The following is a 16334-nucleotide window of genomic DNA, read 5'->3' as shown; positions in this document are numbered from 1 at the left end:
CAGGAACGTGATAGTCCGGCCCGCGTCACGCTTCCTCGTGCGGTCGAGTGACGCCGGCGAGGCGGATCGAACCGCCTGGGCTAGGACGTCGCCTCCACATCCCCGACGGCTTCGGCCAGGCGTCGCGTGGAGGCCTTCCGGTGAGCTGTTTGCCAGATGGCGCTGAGCGCGCCCTGCTCCTGGATGGCGGCCAGGGTGGTGATGGCGACGGCGAGTTGGCTGCGACGGACGCCAGGCAGGTGCGGGATGCCGTCCAAGACAGCGATGCGGCGGGCGGCCAGTATGGCGGGGGCCTTGTCGGTCAGGACGATCAACAGCGGCGGGAACCGGTGGCCGGCCCTCGGATAGCGGGCGCGCCAGTGCAGCCGGCCCGTCTCCGAATCCGTGGCGGCGGGGCGGCGGCCGGCGGGGGTGCGGTGGGTGCGGTAGCTGTCGTAGGCGGCGACCTTGGTGATCAGCCGGCCGATCGACATGGTGGCGCGGTCGACCTCCACGAAGGCGTGCGGCAGGTTCGAGTAGGGCAGGTGCAGCACCGCGTCCGGCACCAGCAGCCCCTCGGAGCCGAGCGGGTGCGCGACCTCGACCTCCCAGTCCCCTACCTCGGCGAGGGCGGTTCCGTGGCGAGCTTCCGGGGCGAGGTTCCGGGAGCAGGCGATGGCGGCGGTCGTCACCGCCAAGGCGTGGGCGAACGCCGGAGAGGCAGCGACATGTTCGCCAGTCACTGCGGTGGTGCGGTGTGCCGCGAGCCCAGCCCGACGTGCTTCCGCGAGGCCGGCCTCGGTGAGGAACCAAATGTTCGGGCGCCGCACGGTGTTCGCGGCCACCAGGCCAGCCTTCCGCATCCGGTTCAGGCACCGGCGCACCGTGCTGGTGTCCACCGCTCTTGGGGTCAGCCAGGCGTGGAGCTGGTCGGGCGTGGCGACCCGGGTGCAGGCCAGCAACTGCAGGATCCTCACCTCGTGCTCGACACCGCGGTCGGTGATCGGGGGCACAAGAGAGGAGTCAGCGCCCCGATCGGCCCGGAATCCCCCCTTGCGAACAGCAGAAACACCGCCCGCAGCACCGAGTGGCGTGTGCCCGGTTTCGTGCCTGGCATTGGGCGCGGCGGTGGGCTCGTGACCGTGTTCGGCAGCGGGCAGCTGATCAACAACCGGCCCTTCGGACAGGGGCGTCGGCTGGTTGGGCGAGATCGCCATGAGAGATGGCCTTCCGATCGACGGGCAACAGCCAGCTCCCCACCAGGCACACGCGAACAGCCAGTCCGACGCCAGGCGGCAGAGCCATCCGCCACGATGAACAGCACCCCCTTGTCCGCGGCCTGTCGACGACGACCGCCGACCTTCGGCCACACCCCTTGTCCGCTACCGGCAGTGTCGGCGTCCCTCCTTGACCAGGCAGCGGGCCATTGCGACGGAGCGCACCACCCGCTTCGATACCTCGGTAACGTGTCAGCGCTTGCCTTCCAGCCGGTCGTTAGTAAGGTTCGCGTATGGTTTCCCCCGCTTCCGGCGACCGAGAGAAGGTCGTCTCCAAACTTCCCGGGCGGATCAGGCAAGAGCTCAAGGTCCGCACCGCCCAGTTGGGCGTCGAGATGCAGTTCGCCGTTGAGCAAGGCATCGATGACTGGTGTGGCCTGGCCTCGACGCCTGCCGCTGTCGACACCTCTGGCGCCGACTCGTTCTCCACCTGGCTCCCGCCGGGGCAGTGGGATCGTTTCAAGGGCGTGGCGACGAACCGGAAGGTGTCGCTCACTCAGGGACTCGCCCAGGCCGTGCAAGTCTGGCTGCAGAAGAACCCCGCACCGACCGTCGAGCGTCCAGAGGTCGCGCGACGCATCATCGTCTGCAACCAGAAGGGCGGTGTGGGCAAGACGGCAATCGCTGCGGGCGTCGGCGAAGCGATGGCCGAGGACCCCAACGTCCTGTACGGCGTGCAGGTCTCGAAGCACTTCGCGGCTGCGCTCAAGGCCGCCGCTACGGCGGGCAGCGAGATCATCGTTCCGGCCGGCTTCGACCCAGCGTTGAATGTCCCCGCTCTGGAGGACGTGTTGGGGCTCGGCCTGCGGGTGCTGCTGGTGGACTTCGACCCGCAGTGCCACCTCACCGCCCAGCTGGGCCACGAGCCGCTGCCCATCGGCGGAGACAGCCTCACCAAGCACATGGCCGGCGAATCAACGGGCAAGTTGGGCGACCTGGTGGTGCCGGTCGAGGACGAGCGCTTCGGCGATCGGCTCTACCTGCTGCCCGGATGCAACGATGCCTTCCTCCTCGACGTCAAGCTCGCGGGAGTGCGTGCCCGGGAGGGCGCCCTAGAGCGGGCCTTGACTCCCCTTGAGGCGGACTTCGACGTGATCGTAGTCGACTGCCCGCCCAGCCTCGGTCTCAGCATGGACGCGGCCATCTACTACGGCCGCCGTCGGGAGAACGAGCCCACGGGGTCCTCCGGCGCCCTCGTCGTTGTGCAGGCCGAGGACAGCTCCGCGGACGCCTACAGCCTCCTCACCTCCCAGATCGAGGACCTCCGCACCGACCTCGCACTGGAGCTGGACTACCTCGGCATCGTCGTCAACCATTACGATGCCCGCCGCGGCTACATCGCCACGTCATCGTTGCAGGCATGGATGGATATAAGGGACCCCCGGGTCATCGGCGTCATCGGCGACCTCAAGGAGCAGAAAGAGGCTGTGCGCAAGAAGCAGCCCCTGCTCGCCTACGCCCCCGCATGTGACCAGTCGGTCGGGATGCGCGCACTCGCACGGGAGCTGTCATGAGCAAGGCCGACAAGTTGGGCCCCAGTGCGTCGTTCGGGCAAGCCCGGTCCGTCAGCGCCCGTAGGGTGGCGATCTCAGCGGCGACCACGGCCCCGACGACCAGCGCCGAAGAGCCGCCCAGCATGCCCCTGAAGCGCATCAGCCTGAACCCTGACAACCCTCGTGAGGAGATCGGGGACGTCAGCGAGTTGGCGGCGAGTTTGCGTGAGCACGGGCAGAAGCAGGCATGCTTGCTGATGTCCCGGAAGGCGTACTTGGCGGCGAATCCGGACCGAGAGGGCGACCTCGAGGCTGAAGCCGACTACGTGGTGATCGACGGGAACCGGCGTCTGGTCGCAGCTCGGGAAGCGGGGCTGGCCACCATCAAGGTGACGGTGGACGACACGCTCGGCAGCACACCAGACGAGATCCTTGAGTCATCGCTGGTCGCCAACATCCACAGGAAGGCCTTCGAGCCGCTAGAAGAGGCCAAGGCGCTTCAGGAGCTGCTCGCGATCCATGGCACGCAGGAGAAGCTGGCTACGCGCCTCCACCGGTCACAGGGGTGGGTCTCTCAGCGCTTGGCGCTGCTGAGCCTTACACCGGAACTGCAGCGTCGCCTCGTGGAGGAGAACGAGCCGGTAGAACTCCTGCGGCGCGTCGGCAAGAAGCCGGCGGAGCAGCAGGAGGAAGAGCTCGAACGGCTCAGGCAAGAACACGAGCAGCGCAGCGTGAAGAAGAAGGAGCGTCGTCGTCTGAGCCACAAGCCCGGCGCGGACGCGCCCCAGGTGCCGCCCGCGCAGGAAGCAGCCCCAGCCCCCCGCGACGAACCGCCGGGGGAGACCGAGGGATCTCATTACGGCGTAATGAACTCTGCCGCCCCGCAGGAGGACCTGCCGAGACTCCCATGGGACGCCCCGGACGCCCTGGACCGTCTCCTTCGTCAGCACATGACCGAGGAGAATCGACTCACCCTGGCCAAGCTGCTGGCCGGGTGAGTGGCGGCGACTATTACGCCGTAATAGGCCTGGCAGCTTTCGAAGAGGCCGGAACGCAGAAAGGCCCCGGCCCTGGAACGTGGTTCCAGGGCCGGGGCCTTGTGGTGATGGTGATCTGGTCGCCGGTGTTGAACTGCCTGCGAGCGGTCAGACGGAGTGGCGACTGCCGGGGTGAATGGCGCGGGCGCCGGCCTCGCGGAGGGCGGTGTGGGTCTTCTGCGTGTGGGGCCGGGCTTCCGCCAGCTCCTGCTCGATCACGGCGTTAAACCGGCCGTCTGTGGCGATGTCGGGGGCGATCGCGCTGAGCGCCATCGCGGCGTCGGCCGCAGCCTGTGCTGCCGTTAAGACGTGGCGGTTGCGGGTGGTCAGGGTCAGGGTGTCCCTGGCGGTGGTGAGGGATGGGGTCAGCTGGCCTTGGCCAGCTCGGGGGCCGTGTGGGCGGCGGTGTAGGCCTCGCGGATGGCGCGGGGGATGAGGCCCTTGTCCGCGACTTGGTGGCCGTTGGCGCGGGCCCACGTCCGGATCCTGTGCAGTTCCTCCTTGGAGTCCTTGGGGGTGGCCACCGGGGCGTTGGTGGTGGTCGGGCCGGCTTTCGCCGTGCGGAGGGTGTTCTCGGCGCGGGCGAGTTCGGCGCGGAGCTTGGCGACGTCGGCCTCGGCGGCGGCGACCGCTCGCTCGGTGTTCTGCTGTTCGGCGAGGCGGGCGAGGTCGGTGCGGATCCGGGTCGCGCGGGACTGGATGGCCTTGGTCGGGTGCCGCTCCGCCCACGCCAGCAGGTTCTCGACGCCGGCGTCGTCGAGCCGGGTCGCGTCGGCGATGCCGAGGTCGGCGAGCTCGTTGGTGTTGAGGCCGGTGGCCTCGGTGATCTGCTCGATGGGGTCGCCGGCGGCGTGCATCGAGAGGGCCATCGCTTCGAACGCGGACAGCTCGGTCTTCGTCGCGGTCACGGTGACGGTGCCTTCCTGGTGGGTGGGATCGGTAGAGGGGAGGAGGGGCAGCAGGGCGGCGATGTCGTCTTCGCTGGCGGGCAGCCCGATCGTGTGCAGGAGGTCGACCAGGTCGTCCTTGTCGCTCGCCCGTCGGGCGAGGGTGCGGGCGGCGGCGGCTTCCTGCGCGGGGGTGTTGGGGGTCAGGGGCAGCGCGTCAGCGGCCGCGGAGATGGTCTCGGGCAGCATCACGCCGCCTTCAACGCGGCGAGCAACGCGGCTCGGTTGGTGGCGGCCTGGTGCGGGTTGATCCCCTTGGGCTGCGGAGGCGGTGCGGGTGGGCGGTGGGGGATGAGCTCGAGCTCCAGGCGAGCGAGCTCCTCTTCGCGGAGCTTGGCCGGCGCCGGATCCGGAGGTTCGGTCGGCGCGAGGGGCGCAGCGGCCGCGGTGGCCGGGGCGACGGGCCCCGCCGGTCGGGGAGCTTCGCGGCGCCGGGCCCGGGCGGAGTCTCGTGCCGCGACGACCTCGATCCAGTCGTCGCCGAGCCGTTCGGCCAGGCGCCGGCCGAGCCGAATGCGTTCCCGAGGCGTGGTGGCCGCCCACACGCCGCCACGGGTCAGGTGCGGGTTGGCCAAGGCCCACTTCAGGCAACCCTCCGCGATGGGGCAGCCACGGCACGCCTGCTTCGCCTGCGCGGCCTGCTCCGGGTCGAGATTGCCCGGGGTGTCCTGGGAGAACAGGTCGGGTGTCGCCCTACACGGCGTCGGGCTCGGCGTGGGCGGAAACGGGATCCGAGGATCGGGCTGGGCCATGTCCCTGTGGAAGGCGGTCACCGTCGGGACCTCCACATCATGGCGGGACGGGCGGTGACGGCGGCCAGCAGCCGCTGCAGGGCGGCGCCACGGTGGGAGTGCTCAGCGCTTGCCGGGCTGCCGCAGTTCCAGCAGTCGGCCTCCGCGCCGGCCCACGCCACGCGGCACGGCGAGCACACGAAGTGCCCGCTGGTGCCGGCCCGGTGATGGCGGCGCTGGCCGATGCCGCGCATCGCGGCGGCCGCCAGCTGGTGGCCGGCGGCGGGGCGGGGGGTGTGTCGGGTGAGGGTCATACTGAGGGTCCCTCCTCTGAGATGGGGAGATGAGGCCCGGAGTAGCCACCGCCGCCAAGCACGCGGCTGCTCCGGGTCGTTCGTTTGGGTGTTCAGGCCGCGAGGATCTGGACCTGGTCGTGGTCCTGGCGCTCTTGGACGGCAGCCAGGTCGGCCGCCTGGTCCGAGCAGTCCCAGCAGGAGCCGAGGGTGCGCAGCGGCAGGCAGTACGTGAACCGCACCCGGCACAGGGGGCAGGTCTGCCTCGCCGCCATCGCCCGGTCCAGCGCCCACTCCTGCGCGAGCGTCGGGGTGCGCTTCGGGAGTGCGAGGGCGATCTCGTAGAGGTGGGCGACCAGCGGCTGGTCCGGCTGTTTCTTGCGGTGCCGGATCATCTGGGCGGCGACCGGCTGGCCGCCGGGCCGCAGGCCCATCGCCCGTAACTGGCGCCGGGTGGCGAAGCGGTCGCGGGGCGCCTGGCCCCACGGGTAGGTGGGCATCCCGCCGTGCTCTTCGCCGGTGGGGTCCCAGTCGCTGGCCAGCACAGGGCCCTCCCCTCGCGCTAGAACGGCGGTTCATCGGAGAACGGGCGGGCACGGCGCGCGGTGGGCGACAGCCGGAGGCAGTAGCCGGGGTGCCAGCACCAGCAGGCATCCGCGTCGGCGTCGCCGGACTCGTAGACCGTCCAGGTGCCGCCAGCGCCATGGCAGTTGACACAGCGCGGGTCGGGGGCCTGCTCGAGGAACAGCACGCCCCGGTGCCAGCCGGCGGTCCAGCGGCCGACACACAGCCGCGGCCGCCAGAGACAGGGCAGCTTCACCGGGCACCGCCGGCCAACGCTTCGGCGTGGGCGGGCAGCACCTCGGTGAACCCTTCGGCCACCAGCTGCTCGCGGCTGGGAATGAGCGTGTGCTGCCAGCGAAGGATCTCAAGCGGGACCTGCCGGTCCCTGCCAGCGTTGCGTCGGATGCATTCGTCGAGATCGACATCGTTGAACAACACCGCGACGCACGGGCGTTGGTAGGCCCGGGCTCGGGCAAGGATCTTCGCCCTCACGTGCGCGAGCAGATTCGTGCTGTCAAGGACGGTCGGCAGGTTCCGCGAAAGCCGCGCATCCAAGAGCAGGTCCTGGATCTGAGCGGCGACGGTGGTGGCCGACTGGTCCACCTCGGAGTCAGCGATGGCACCCCGCAAGGTGTCGAGGCAGATCCGTTGGGTGGGTGCGAAACGGGCGGCGTAGGTGGACTTTCCGGCGGCGCTCGGGCCCACCAGCACAATGGCCGCGCCGGGCTGCGGGGTCATACGGCCACCACCGGGATGGCGCCGGGGATATCGGCGGCGGCGAAGACGATGTCCCAGCCGCGGTCGGGTCCCCGGTTCTCGGCGAGGTCCGGCACGCGGAAGAGCAGCCAGTCGAGGTCGAGCATTCGGGGCAGGGTTCGGCAGCCGTATCGGGTGCACCAGGAGGCCGTGCAGCCGGGGGCGCACAGCGCCAGGTGCTCCTGAAGCGTCTCGCCGGTGGTCTCCCTCAGGTAGCGGGACCAGGCGGCGATGGCGCGGCGCAGGTCGTGGGTGCCGATGGCGAGCAGGGCGTCGGCGTCCTCGATCACGACGATGCGCACGCCGTAGTAGGTGGCGTCGACGCGGATCTGATCGGGGGTCAGAATGGTGCCCGGCTCAAGGCGGGCGGTAGCGGTGGTGGGTGTCACGTCGTTCCCTTCGTCGACGGCCGGGCTGTCCGGCTCCCCGTCACCACCCGCGCCCCGCGCCAGCGGTGGCCGGTGCGGGGCGCGGGTGGATCAGGCAGCCGCCAGAGCGGGTAGCCACTTGGGCTCGCGTGGTCAGAGCGCGGTGAGCGCCGCGGTGGGGATCTCGTAGATGTGAACCATCTCGGTCGAGTCGTCCCAGGTGCCGGCAGGGAAGTGTGCGTGGGCGACGTGCATCTGAACGCCCCCGTGGCTGGTCGTCTCGTGGATGTGGACGGTGGCGCCCTCGCGGCGGGCGTATCGGATCTCGGCCCGTGCGCTGTGGACGCTGATCGTCCGCGGCTCCCGGGTGCTCCACTCTCCGGTCGCCTTGCCGGCGGCCAGCATGGTCATCGTGGCGTGGTGCGTGGCCTGCTTGGTCATCGTGGGGTTCCTTTCGCTCTCGGAAGGCCGGGCTGTCCGGCTCCCCGTCACCACCCGCGCCCCGCGCCAGCGGTGGCCGGTGCGGGGCGCGGGTGGATCAGGCAGCCGTCAGACGAGGGTTAGCGGGCGGCGATGGCGGCGACGCCGATCCAGGTCTTGGGCCAGAACTGATCGAGTAGAGCGCCGGCGCCCTTGTCGCTGCTTGTTGCTGTGCCTCACTTCGCCCCCTACAGGCGGGTGATCAGCAGGGCAGCCACGAGGAGCGCGGTCTGATGCAGGGCCTGGTCGGTCAAGTACATGCCGTTCATCCCGGCCGCCTTCAGCTCCGCGAATCCCTTGGAGCCGATGCGTTCCAGAAGCCAGCGGACCGGCCATCGGCGGTCGAAGAACGCGTGGGTGACCGCCGAGACGACGAACCCGGCGCCCATACCGGTCCACGACATCTGGAGCGGTAGGACGGCCCAAGCCAGGGCCAGCATGCCGGCCATCACCACGTGGTACTGGGCGACGTGGCCGAGGCACGCGCCCCAGCCCTGCCTCGGGCTGGCCCCGGCGGCAACCTCGGCCTCCGCCGGTGCCGCCTTGTTGTCGGCCTGGTAATCGGTCTGCCCGAACACGTGGTCCGCGAGGTTGTGGCCGACCGAGAGCACTCCCCACACCGCACCGAACGTTGCGAGCATCACGGCCTGGTCGATGTTCGTCATCAGGCCACCGCCACCGAGACGTGGGAGCGGGTGGTCATGGGGGGTACCGCGTTAACGGGGTAGTCCGCGAACCTGTGGCTGGCGGTCAGGGCTGCGTAGACGGCGGCGCTGCGTGCCGCTCGGGAGGTCATGCTGCTGTGCTCCTTGTGAGTTGTGACGTGGAGAAACCCACCGACCGGGATTGGCTGGTGGGCCGTTGGAGTTCGCGCTCTGTCGCCAGGGCCTGGTGGTGCGTCAGGCTGGTGGCGACAGACGTGGAGAAGGGGAGGGCCGGGCCGTGGGTTGGTTCACGCCGGATGAAGTCGAGCCGGTCGTCGTCGACAAGGTGATCTGCCAGGGGGTGATCTACGACTTCTGGGAGGACGACAACGGCGTGGTTGTGCTGGACACCGACGAGATCGGCGAGGGGGTCATCGACGGCGCGATCGTGGCCGGCGTGATCTACGACGCCCACGTGGATGAGCACGGGCGTCTGTGGGTGGATTGGTGAAGTGCCGGTCGGCCTGCCCGGCCTCCGCTCCATCACGCTCCTGCGTGGGAGGAGCGAGGGGGCGGGGACCAGGCAGGTGGGCCGGTGGTGTGCCGCAGCTTCGGGGTGACGGGTTGGTCGTCAGTGCTGCAGGTCGTTGCGGGTGCGGGAAAAGATGCCGCGCGTGTGCGAGCTGGCGTTGATCTCGGTGTTCTGCGTGACGGGCCCCTCGTAGACGTTCGTGATGTGCGTGTCTTCGGAGGATTGCCGGGCGCGGGAGGCGGCCGCACCGATGCCGATGGCCGCCATGCCGACCGCGATGAACGGCGCGGAGAGCGCGGCGACTCCGGTCATGCTCATCGCGGCGGCGCCGTCGAGGACCAGGCGGGCACCGAGCGCGATGGCGAGCAGGCCGGTGCCGCCGCCGATGGAGGCGACCGCGGTGCCCACGGCCCACTGGGGGACGATGCGGCGGTCGGGCTGGGGGACGGGCGGGGTGGTGCCGTAGCGCGGCACCGGGCTGGGGTCGCGGTAGGACGTCTGCGCCTGGGGCGGGGCCTCGGGCTGGTAGGCCTCGTGGATGAGGCGTGCCGCCTCAGCCGTGGCCTGGGCGTCGGACAGGCTCCGGTGGATGTGGTCGGTCATCGTTTCGCTCCGATCGATGCTGGCTGGAGGCCGGGTGGGCTGCCGGACAGCGAAGGGCGCCACCGGGATCGGCGGCGCCCTTCGGCGGTGTGGTGGGTAGGCGGGTCAGGGGAGGCGGTACACGGAGCCGCCGCAGGCGACGATCGTGCCTTCCTCGGTGAGCTGGTCGATCGTGTTGTTGACGCTGCCTGCGGCGGGGCCGTCGTCGGTGCCGCAGCCCACGGCCTTGCGGATCTCCCGGCGGGCGAGCCCGTCGGGGTGGTCCTTCAGTGTTTTGAGGACGCGGTCCTTGAGCGTCGGCTTCTTCCCGAACGCGGGTGGCGGCGGCAGGAACGACTCCTGCTCCGTGGCCGGCGTGGCCGCCGCCTCGGCCGGCGCCTGGGCTTCCATCGCGTCGGCCGCCGGGCGGGCCGGGGTGGTGCCCGGCGTGGCCGCGAGGTGGCGGGAGGTGTAGGCAGGTCCGGCCGCCGCTGCTTCTCCGTCGGTGAGGGCCGGCATCGGGCGGGAGTCCATCAGCTGCTCGAGCTCGGGGTAGCGGCCATCGACCTTGTTCATGACGAAGGTGCGCATCAGGATCACCTTGCCCTCGGTGATCAGGTTGGCCATGCCGAAGGTCGGCACGCCTTCCTCCTCGTTCCCCTCGAAGATGGCCTCGGCGCTGGCGCCTTCGTAGATCCGCTCGGGGATGAGCGTGACGTGCTGGCCGGGCGGGAGGATGCCGTCCAGGCCCATGTTCTGTGTGGAGGAGGACGCGGTGCGCATCAACAGGACGTGGCCTTCCTTGCCCTTCTCGCGGATCTCGTGGTTGTCGCCAAGTTCCTTGAGGTGCAAGGACTGCAGGGCCAGGTCGATGCCGATGCCGACCTTCTGCCCGGTCTTCTGCAGGTCGCCGATCATCCACGCGGCTTCCTTGCGCATCTCCTGGTCCAGCGAGGAGAGCAGCCGGTTGACTTCGTCGCCGGTCCACATGATCAGACGCCAGGGGCCGTTGATGTCGAAGTCGCCGCGGCCCTGGGCGTTGCTGTGAGCCTCGCGGTAGACCTTCACCCGGTGCAGGGTGCGCAGCTGCTCCATCGTCTCTTCGGGGCCGCGGGCGAACCAGTCGATGCGGCCGTCCATCTCGGGCATCGACATGCCGCCCTGGACGTCGGCCATCCAGGAGATGATCCCCGAGATGCGCTGCGCGGCGCCGAGGATGCGCATCAGCCCGGACTTGCCGGCGCCGGTGGTGCCGGCGGTGAGACCGTGTTGGGCGCGGCCAGTCTGCGGGTTGAAGAACGCGATGCGCGCGGGCTTCCCGTCGTGGGCGATGCCGATGGCGACCCGACCGGAGGCGTCCATCGTCAGGTCCTCCGTCGTGGGCGGGCGGACGTCCAACAGCGGGTTGGTGCGGTAGACGTAGGCGACCGCCTCTCGAGGGCCGGCGCCCTCGATGACCAGCCGGGAGGTGTCCTGGAGGTCCAGGGCGCTGCACAGGGCGTCGGGGTCGATGCGCAGCTTCTTGCTCTGCCGGGCAGCGATCCGCATCGTGATCCGGTGCGGGCGGCCGTGGTCGTCGTCCTCGAAGCGGTAGTCGACCAGGGTGACGCCGGGCGCGGCGCCGTCGGGCGCGAACACGTAGGTAGCCCACAGTTCTTCCAGGCCGCCGGCGCCGGCGGCCTGCGGGGCCTGCTCGGCAGCCAGGGAGGGGGCGACGCGCATGGCGAGGCGGCCGGGGCCGTAGCCGGGGACGGGCTTGAGCGTCACGGCCCCTTCGGGGACGTCGAAGACCGCGGCGATCGTGCGGCGGGCCGCGGTGTAGGGCGGTGCCGGGTCCAGGGTGCGGGGCAGCGGTTGTCCGGCGGGGGCGAGGATCATCGCCTCGAAGTCGGGCCGCTCCAGGGCGTACTGGCTGATGCCCACGAGGCTGGTGTCGCCGGTCGCTGGGGAGGCGGCCCACATCCGCGCCAGCCCGTCGGCGTACGGGTTCCCGGTCCCTGCCGGGCCGGCCGCCGAAGCGCCGTGCGTGGCGGGGGTTTGGTCCTGGGTGGTGATCCGCTGGGGGAGGTTGTCCACCGCGCGGCGCAGGCCACGTGAACGCGTCAGCGGTACCGCCAGCCAGTTGAGGGCCGTCCAGGCCGCCGGGGCGGCGAACTCCCACCAGGAGCTCCCCGGGACGGCCATGCTCGCCGTGTAGGTGGCGGACCAGGTCAGCAGTGGCAGCGCGCGCTGGCAGGAGACCAGCAGGTTGGGGCTGTTGTCGGTGCGGTTCCACAGGTAGGCCACCGCGCCGACCCCGACGGTCATCGCGCCGATGTTCAGGGGCACGATGTCCAGCTGGGGGCCGACCGCTCCCAGCGCGCCGCCGGCCGTGTACATCAGCCGCTCCAGCTTCGTCAGGCGGCGGGCGGCGGCCGGCGACAGCCCGCGTTCCACCAGCACCGGGGGCTCGTTCGTCGTGATCTCGGTCGTCATCGTCGGTCTCTCCCTCACTGGCCCCCAGGGGTGGGCCGCGTCGTGTGGTGCCGAGGCGCGCCGGAGGGGCGCTTCGGCGGCCGGTTACGTCTTCGGGCTGACACGCGGCCACACCGCCCCTCGAAGCCCAAGCGCGGGCGTCGAGGGGCGGTGTGGCCGCGTGTCAGAAGCGGGGGAAGGTGAGAGGGCCCGGGCGGCTGTCGCCCGGGCCCTCTCGTCTTCGCGGGTGTGGTTACCTGACCTCGTAGAAGCCGGGTTTGGCCTGCCCGCCGGCGACCTGCACGGCTTCGTAGACGCCCCGGTATTCCGTCTCGTGCGCGTCACCGAACGCTTGGGCGTCGGTCTGCATGTCGTCCGCCGCGTTCGCCACCTCTCCGGAGGCGTCCGCGACTTTGCGTAGCGCTGTGGAGGTTTCCAGGATCAGCGCGGTCTGTTCGGGCTTGACCTCGGCGGCATCGCACATCTCTGAGGTGGTGTGGGCCTTGTCCGCGTTGCGGGCCATGTGCCTCTGCAGGGCCCAGAGCTTTTCCTTCAGCAGCAGGGCCCGCGCGGTCAGTGCGGTCACCCGGGCGGCCAAGACGAGGAAGCCCAGGCCCTCGCCGTCCGGGACGTCGGGCAGGTAGGTGGGGCGCGGAACGATCTCGTTGGACATGGCTGCTCCTAGCCCTCGTTGTGGATGCGGGCGCTGGGGGTGCGCAGTCCGGCGTCGGCGGTCGCCTGCTGGATCGGCTTGTGCTCGTCGGCCATGGCGGTGCTCGCGGTCTCGGCGGTCTCGGCGGCGATGAGGGATTCGACCTGCATTTCGTCGGCTTTGCGTGCGACGACCTCCATGGACTCCGCCAGCTTGGCCATGGCCATGCTGGTCAGGTCCCCGATGATGTTGTGCTTCGCGGCCAGGATCGCCGCCAGGTCGTCCAGCTCGTAGCGCAGGTCCCTCGCCTTGCGGGCGAGGACGACGCATTCGTCGTGTGCCTCGAAGGACTCCTTGGTCACTTCCTCGAGGAACTCCAGGACGTCGTCGATGGTGACCTCGGTGGCGTGCTCGGCGTGCATGCCGGACGACATCGGGGTGGCCACGGCCAGCCTGCCTGTCGAGGTTGTTACCGCCGGTGTGTTCATCGGCGCCTCCTTCTTCGCGCTGGTGCTGGTGCTGGTGCTGGTGTCGCTGGGGGGCTGCGCCTGTGCGGCCGCCGGCAGCGTGCTGGTCCCGGTGGTGATGGCGGCGGGCTCCCACGGGGCCGGGGCCTGGTCGCCGACGTTGTCCGCCCGCTCCACGGTGATCACGGTCTCCTGGCCGGTGGCCGATTTCATCGACTCCTCGGCGCTACGCCGCTGGCCGCGTGGAGGGGGCCGCCAGAACTCCCAGCCGGCGCTGCCCTTCGGGCCGTCAGCGCCGGGCTGGCCCTGGGCGCCTTGGCCGGACGGCGGGGCCTGGCCTGCTCCGACTGCATCGCCGGGCTGGCTTCCGTCCCCGGGTGACGTCGTCGCGGAGGCGTCCTTCGCGCCGCCGTTCGTTCCGGCCGCCGGCTTCACGGGCTTGGACAGGTCCACCTTCGGACCGGTCGTCCCAGCCGCGCCGCCGGCGGCCGCGCTCGTCTTCCCGGCCGCCGGCCTCGCAGGCTTGGACAAGTCGACCTTCGGACGGGTGGGTTGTCCCGACCCGCCAGGGCCGGCAGTGCCGTTCGTTCCGGCCGCCGGCTTCACGGGCTTGGACAGGTCCACCTTCGGACCGGTCGTCCCAGCCGCGCCGCCGGCGGCCGCGCTCGTCTTCCCGGCCGCCGGCCTCGCGGGCTTGGACAAGTCGACCTTCGGACGGGTGGGTTGTCCCGACCCGCCAGGGCCGGCAGTGCCGTTCGTCCCGGCCGCCGGCTTCGCAGGCTTGGACAGGTCCACCTTCGGACCCGCCGCCCCAGCGCTACCACCGGCCGGTTGAGTCTTGCCGAGGACGGGCTGGAGCTTCGTGCGGCGGTCCGTCAGCCGGCGACCGGACTCTTCGGCGATGGCCTGGGGCAGGGTGGTGCGCCCCGGGCCGGCTCCGCTCGTGCCCCCGCTTGTGCCCGTGTTCTTCGGGCTGTTCGTGTCGGGGCTCTTGCGGTCCGGCCGGGACCGGTCAATCCGCGCTTCCTGCCGGCGCGCGGCACGCTGGTCTCGCGCGGCCTGGCGGGCCGCGCGGTTCTTGACCCGCTCCAGCGCCACCGGGTCGCTCGCCCTTCCGCCCCCACCACTCCCCCCGCCGAACGTGCCCCCGCTCGAGGTCTTCCCGCGCCCTGGACCGGGCGCGACCTGGCCGCCCCGGCCCCCGCCGCCGGACACCGACCCGGAGGATGACGACGGCCTGGGCGACGCGCCCGAGCTGTTGGAGGACCGCGAGGGTGCCGCCGGCGTGATGCCGGACCGGTTCCCCGGTGCCCGGGGCGATGTCGGTGCCGCTGGCGACGTGTTCCTTGGGGACCGCGGCGAGTTGGGTGCGCCGGGCGCCCCGCCACGGCCTGAGGTGCCGCCGCCGGGCCGTTGCGGGCCCTGCGGCCGGGACCCCGGCCCAGCGCCGGCTGCGGCCGCCCGACTGCGCTGCTGCGCGGCCTGGTTGGCGATGCCCTGCATCGCCGCGGCGTGCCGCGCGTGCGCCTCCTCGGCGGCCAGCTGCTCCTTGCGGCGGGCCTGGCGGGCCGGCGCGTCCTCTTCGGCACGCTCAGCTCGGCGCTTACGGGTGTCCTCCACGAGCGTGGCGATCCCGCGCGTCGCGGCCAGCGTGGTGGCCAGGACCGCCGACGTCGCGAGCGCGCCCAGGCCGGGCTCCTCACCACCGTCGCCGGCCCCGCCGGACTGGCCCGCCGGGGCCTGGCCCGGCAGCGCCGGGGGCGCCGGCTGGAGCGCCGCCAACGCGTCCGCGGCCGACCGCCGGGAGCGGGCCGGAAGCAGGTCCGCCCCGTCCCCGGTCGGGTCCGGAGGCGGGGCGGCGGGCGGCGGCGGGGCGCCCCCTGGCAGGGGCGGCAGTCCCGGGGGAGAGGCCGCCCGGGGCCGCAGATTGATCACGTTCCTGGTGCTGTCATCCCTGGCGTTGTCGTCATCCATGGGCCCTCCCAGCCCTCCTTTGCGAGTTGACAGAACGTCACCGGATCGGGCATCCTCGCGCGCCCGCGCGCCCGCGCGCCCACGCGCCCGGGCGCCCGCATAGGGGCCCCGTCAGCGAGCGCCGGCCGGCGATGATGATGGTGATGACGATTACTGTCCGTACTGCTGGCAGTAGTTCTCCAGGAAGTGACACAAGGTGTCCCACGCCTCCGGATTGCCCTTGCGTTCTTCCTCCGCGGCGAGCATCCGCGCCCGGTCCCACCAGGAGGCAGCCACCCCCCGCGGACCGAGCGCGGCCTGCTCCGCCTGCCGCTTCGCCCAGTGCTGCCGCCGACGTTCTGCCCGCAGCTGCGCCGGGGTCGGGAGCTGCGCCATCAGGCCCCCCGCGCGCGGTCGAACAGCTCGTTGACCGAGCGGAGCGGCTCGGTGGCCGGCGGCACCTGGCCGTCGGACTCCGAGCCGGTCTCCTGCTCACGCGGCGTGGCCCGGGCCGCCGTGGTGCGCAGGGAACGGGCGGTGATCTCGGCGGCAGCGCCGCGGCGCTGCGCCCGCCGGGCCGCCTTCTCCTGTCGCTGTCCCGGCAGGGCAGCGACCTCGGCGACGTGGTCGGCGTAGGTGGTGCGCAGCGCCTCGGCGGACTGGGAGATCGCCTGGGCGGCCTTGGCCATCCGCCGCAGGTGCTTCTCCACCTTTCGGGCCCGGCGCTTGGCTGACCTGGAATTATCGCCCTCGATGTGCTGCGAGCGCAGGTGGGTCTGGACGCTGGCCAGGGCGCCCTCGAAGGTCTTCCCGTCGTCGCTGGCCGTCTGCTGCACCTCCAGCGTCCAGTTGTTCATCGACTTCAGGTTCAGCAGGCGGCTGTAGTCGACTTTCGCGGGTGCGTGCTCGTCGTTCACGTGCTGCTCCTTGTCTTCCGCCGGGCGGCGGCGGCCGCCCGGCGGGTGGTGGGGTGGGGGGTTGTGCCGGTCGGCCGGGCGGCCGTGGCCACCGCCAGACCCGCCGTCCTCGAGCTGAGGACGAAGGGGCTGGCGGTCACCATGAGTGCCCGGACAGTGCGGTGATGAGCTGACCGCTCGGCGAGCGCGCGGTGCTGCTCGGGATGCG

General features: G+C 71.5%; 21 protein-coding genes. 3 read left to right on the top strand and 18 right to left on the bottom strand.

Annotation, left to right across the window (positions count from 1 at the left end):
* Window positions 1–80: 80 nt before the first annotated feature.
* Complete coding sequence (locus ACYVPE_RS14350; RefSeq protein WP_461033941.1) at window positions 81–992, bottom strand: replication-relaxation family protein; 912 nt, start codon at window positions 990–992, stop codon at window positions 81–83.
* A 497-nt stretch (window positions 993–1489) separates the two neighbouring features.
* On the opposite strand from ACYVPE_RS14350, the gene ACYVPE_RS14345 reads away from it, so the two are divergent.
* Window positions 1490–2770 carry a ParA family protein gene (locus tag ACYVPE_RS14345; RefSeq protein ID WP_461033940.1) on the top strand — a complete coding sequence of 427 codons (1281 nt, stop codon included), beginning with the start codon at window positions 1490–1492 and terminating at the stop codon, window positions 2768–2770.
* Window positions 2767–3747: a ParB/RepB/Spo0J family partition protein gene (locus tag ACYVPE_RS14340; protein WP_461033939.1), complete on the top strand. Its 981-nt coding sequence runs from the start codon at window positions 2767–2769 to the stop codon at window positions 3745–3747. The genes ACYVPE_RS14345 and ACYVPE_RS14340 overlap by 4 nt, the downstream gene beginning before the upstream one ends.
* 147 nt (window positions 3748–3894) lie before the next feature.
* On the opposite strand, the gene ACYVPE_RS14335 is transcribed toward ACYVPE_RS14340, so the two are convergent.
* The 11 genes from ACYVPE_RS14335 to ACYVPE_RS14285 all read right to left on the bottom strand — a co-directional run bounded on the left by ACYVPE_RS14335 (window position 3895) and on the right by ACYVPE_RS14285 (window position 8721).
* Window positions 3895–4059, bottom strand: a complete 165-nt coding sequence (locus ACYVPE_RS14335; RefSeq protein ID WP_461033938.1) for a hypothetical protein — start codon at window positions 4057–4059, stop codon at window positions 3895–3897.
* Between the two features lie 92 nt (window positions 4060–4151).
* Window positions 4152–4922 carry an Lsr2 family DNA-binding protein gene (locus ACYVPE_RS14330; RefSeq protein WP_461033937.1) on the bottom strand — a complete coding sequence of 257 codons (771 nt, stop codon included), beginning with the start codon at window positions 4920–4922 and terminating at the stop codon, window positions 4152–4154.
* The gene (locus tag ACYVPE_RS14325) at window positions 4922–5506 is read right to left on the bottom strand and encodes a WhiB family transcriptional regulator (RefSeq protein WP_461033936.1); all 585 of its coding nucleotides are present in this window, start codon (window positions 5504–5506) and stop codon (window positions 4922–4924) included. Before ACYVPE_RS14325 ends, ACYVPE_RS14330 begins: the two co-directional genes overlap by 1 nt.
* On the bottom strand, window positions 5503–5778 hold the full coding sequence (locus tag ACYVPE_RS14320) for a hypothetical protein (protein WP_461033935.1): 276 nt from the start codon (window positions 5776–5778) through the stop codon (window positions 5503–5505). Before ACYVPE_RS14320 ends, ACYVPE_RS14325 begins: the two co-directional genes overlap by 4 nt.
* 92 nt (window positions 5779–5870) lie before the next feature.
* Window positions 5871–6302 (bottom strand): RRQRL motif-containing zinc-binding protein, encoded by a 432-nt coding sequence (locus tag ACYVPE_RS14315; protein ID WP_461033934.1) that lies wholly within the window; start codon window positions 6300–6302, stop codon window positions 5871–5873.
* Between the two features lie 17 nt (window positions 6303–6319).
* A complete protein-coding gene (locus ACYVPE_RS14310) occupies window positions 6320–6577 on the bottom strand; it encodes a hypothetical protein (protein WP_461033933.1) in 258 nt (85 codons plus the stop codon).
* Entirely contained in the window at window positions 6574–7059 is a 486-nt protein-coding gene (locus ACYVPE_RS14305; protein WP_461033932.1) for an AAA family ATPase, read from the bottom strand. Before ACYVPE_RS14305 ends, ACYVPE_RS14310 begins: the two co-directional genes overlap by 4 nt.
* Window positions 7056–7466 (bottom strand): hypothetical protein, encoded by a 411-nt coding sequence (locus tag ACYVPE_RS14300; RefSeq protein ID WP_461033931.1) that lies wholly within the window; start codon window positions 7464–7466, stop codon window positions 7056–7058. Before ACYVPE_RS14300 ends, ACYVPE_RS14305 begins: the two co-directional genes overlap by 4 nt.
* 132 nt (window positions 7467–7598) lie before the next feature.
* Window positions 7599–7886 (bottom strand): hypothetical protein, encoded by a 288-nt coding sequence (locus ACYVPE_RS14295; RefSeq protein WP_461033930.1) that lies wholly within the window; start codon window positions 7884–7886, stop codon window positions 7599–7601.
* Between the two features lie 227 nt (window positions 7887–8113).
* Entirely contained in the window at window positions 8114–8590 is a 477-nt protein-coding gene (locus ACYVPE_RS14290; protein ID WP_461033929.1) for a DUF3307 domain-containing protein, read from the bottom strand.
* The gene (locus ACYVPE_RS14285; RefSeq protein WP_461033928.1) at window positions 8590–8721 is read right to left on the bottom strand and encodes a hypothetical protein; all 132 of its coding nucleotides are present in this window, start codon (window positions 8719–8721) and stop codon (window positions 8590–8592) included. Before ACYVPE_RS14285 ends, ACYVPE_RS14290 begins: the two co-directional genes overlap by 1 nt.
* Before the next feature lie 65 nt (window positions 8722–8786).
* Between ACYVPE_RS14285 and ACYVPE_RS14280 the strand changes: the two genes are divergently transcribed.
* Entirely contained in the window at window positions 8787–9080 is a 294-nt protein-coding gene (locus ACYVPE_RS14280; RefSeq protein WP_461033927.1) for a hypothetical protein, read from the top strand.
* Between the two features lie 120 nt (window positions 9081–9200).
* Here ACYVPE_RS14280 and ACYVPE_RS14275 read toward each other — a convergent pair whose 3' ends face one another.
* From ACYVPE_RS14275 to ACYVPE_RS14250, 6 genes are all read right to left on the bottom strand, one after another.
* On the bottom strand, window positions 9201–9704 hold the full coding sequence (locus tag ACYVPE_RS14275; protein ID WP_461033926.1) for a hypothetical protein: 504 nt from the start codon (window positions 9702–9704) through the stop codon (window positions 9201–9203).
* A 105-nt stretch (window positions 9705–9809) separates the two neighbouring features.
* The gene (locus tag ACYVPE_RS14270) at window positions 9810–12158 is read right to left on the bottom strand and encodes a hypothetical protein (RefSeq protein ID WP_461033925.1); all 2349 of its coding nucleotides are present in this window, start codon (window positions 12156–12158) and stop codon (window positions 9810–9812) included.
* Window positions 12159–12390: 232 nt separating this feature from the next.
* The gene (locus tag ACYVPE_RS14265; RefSeq protein ID WP_461033924.1) at window positions 12391–12810 is read right to left on the bottom strand and encodes a conjugal transfer protein TraB; all 420 of its coding nucleotides are present in this window, start codon (window positions 12808–12810) and stop codon (window positions 12391–12393) included.
* Between the two features lie 8 nt (window positions 12811–12818).
* On the bottom strand, window positions 12819–14354 hold the full coding sequence (locus ACYVPE_RS14260; RefSeq protein ID WP_461033923.1) for a hypothetical protein: 1536 nt from the start codon (window positions 14352–14354) through the stop codon (window positions 12819–12821).
* Between the two features lie 1026 nt (window positions 14355–15380).
* Window positions 15381–15605, bottom strand: a complete 225-nt coding sequence (locus ACYVPE_RS14255; RefSeq protein WP_461033922.1) for a hypothetical protein — start codon at window positions 15603–15605, stop codon at window positions 15381–15383.
* The gene (locus ACYVPE_RS14250) at window positions 15605–16126 is read right to left on the bottom strand and encodes a hypothetical protein (protein WP_461033921.1); all 522 of its coding nucleotides are present in this window, start codon (window positions 16124–16126) and stop codon (window positions 15605–15607) included. The genes ACYVPE_RS14255 and ACYVPE_RS14250 overlap by 1 nt, the downstream gene beginning before the upstream one ends.
* Between the last annotated feature and the right edge of the window lie 208 nt (window positions 16127–16334).

The sequence above is a fragment of the Streptomyces mayteni genome (assembly GCF_054783955.1).
This window is presented reverse-complemented; position numbering and strand designations above follow the sequence as displayed.

What these genes read in the sequence shown, in the direction of transcription:
- ACYVPE_RS14255 (WP_461033922.1), bottom strand. Translation starts at nt 15,605, where the DNA reads ATGGCGCAGCTCCCGACCCCGGCGCAGCTGCGGGCAGAACGTCGGCGG.
- ACYVPE_RS14275 (WP_461033926.1), bottom strand. Translation starts at nt 9,704, where the DNA reads ATGACCGACCACATCCACCGGAGCCTGTCCGACGCCCAGGCCACGGCT.
- ACYVPE_RS14295 (WP_461033930.1), bottom strand. Translation starts at nt 7,886, where the DNA reads ATGACCAAGCAGGCCACGCACCACGCCACGATGACCATGCTGGCCGCC.
- ACYVPE_RS14345 (WP_461033940.1), top strand. Translation starts at nt 1,490, where the DNA reads ATGGTTTCCCCCGCTTCCGGCGACCGAGAGAAGGTCGTCTCCAAACTT.
- ACYVPE_RS14335 (WP_461033938.1), bottom strand. Translation starts at nt 4,059, where the DNA reads ATGGCGCTCAGCGCGATCGCCCCCGACATCGCCACAGACGGCCGGTTT.
- ACYVPE_RS14330 (WP_461033937.1), bottom strand. Translation starts at nt 4,922, where the DNA reads ATGCTGCCCGAGACCATCTCCGCGGCCGCTGACGCGCTGCCCCTGACC.
- ACYVPE_RS14285 (WP_461033928.1), bottom strand. Translation starts at nt 8,721, where the DNA reads ATGACCTCCCGAGCGGCACGCAGCGCCGCCGTCTACGCAGCCCTGACC.
- ACYVPE_RS14290 (WP_461033929.1), bottom strand. Translation starts at nt 8,590, where the DNA reads ATGACGAACATCGACCAGGCCGTGATGCTCGCAACGTTCGGTGCGGTG.
- ACYVPE_RS14340 (WP_461033939.1), top strand. Translation starts at nt 2,767, where the DNA reads ATGAGCAAGGCCGACAAGTTGGGCCCCAGTGCGTCGTTCGGGCAAGCC.
- ACYVPE_RS14320 (WP_461033935.1), bottom strand. Translation starts at nt 5,778, where the DNA reads ATGACCCTCACCCGACACACCCCCCGCCCCGCCGCCGGCCACCAGCTG.
- ACYVPE_RS14270 (WP_461033925.1), bottom strand. Translation starts at nt 12,158, where the DNA reads ATGACGACCGAGATCACGACGAACGAGCCCCCGGTGCTGGTGGAACGC.
- ACYVPE_RS14305 (WP_461033932.1), bottom strand. Translation starts at nt 7,059, where the DNA reads ATGACCCCGCAGCCCGGCGCGGCCATTGTGCTGGTGGGCCCGAGCGCC.
- ACYVPE_RS14265 (WP_461033924.1), bottom strand. Translation starts at nt 12,810, where the DNA reads ATGTCCAACGAGATCGTTCCGCGCCCCACCTACCTGCCCGACGTCCCG.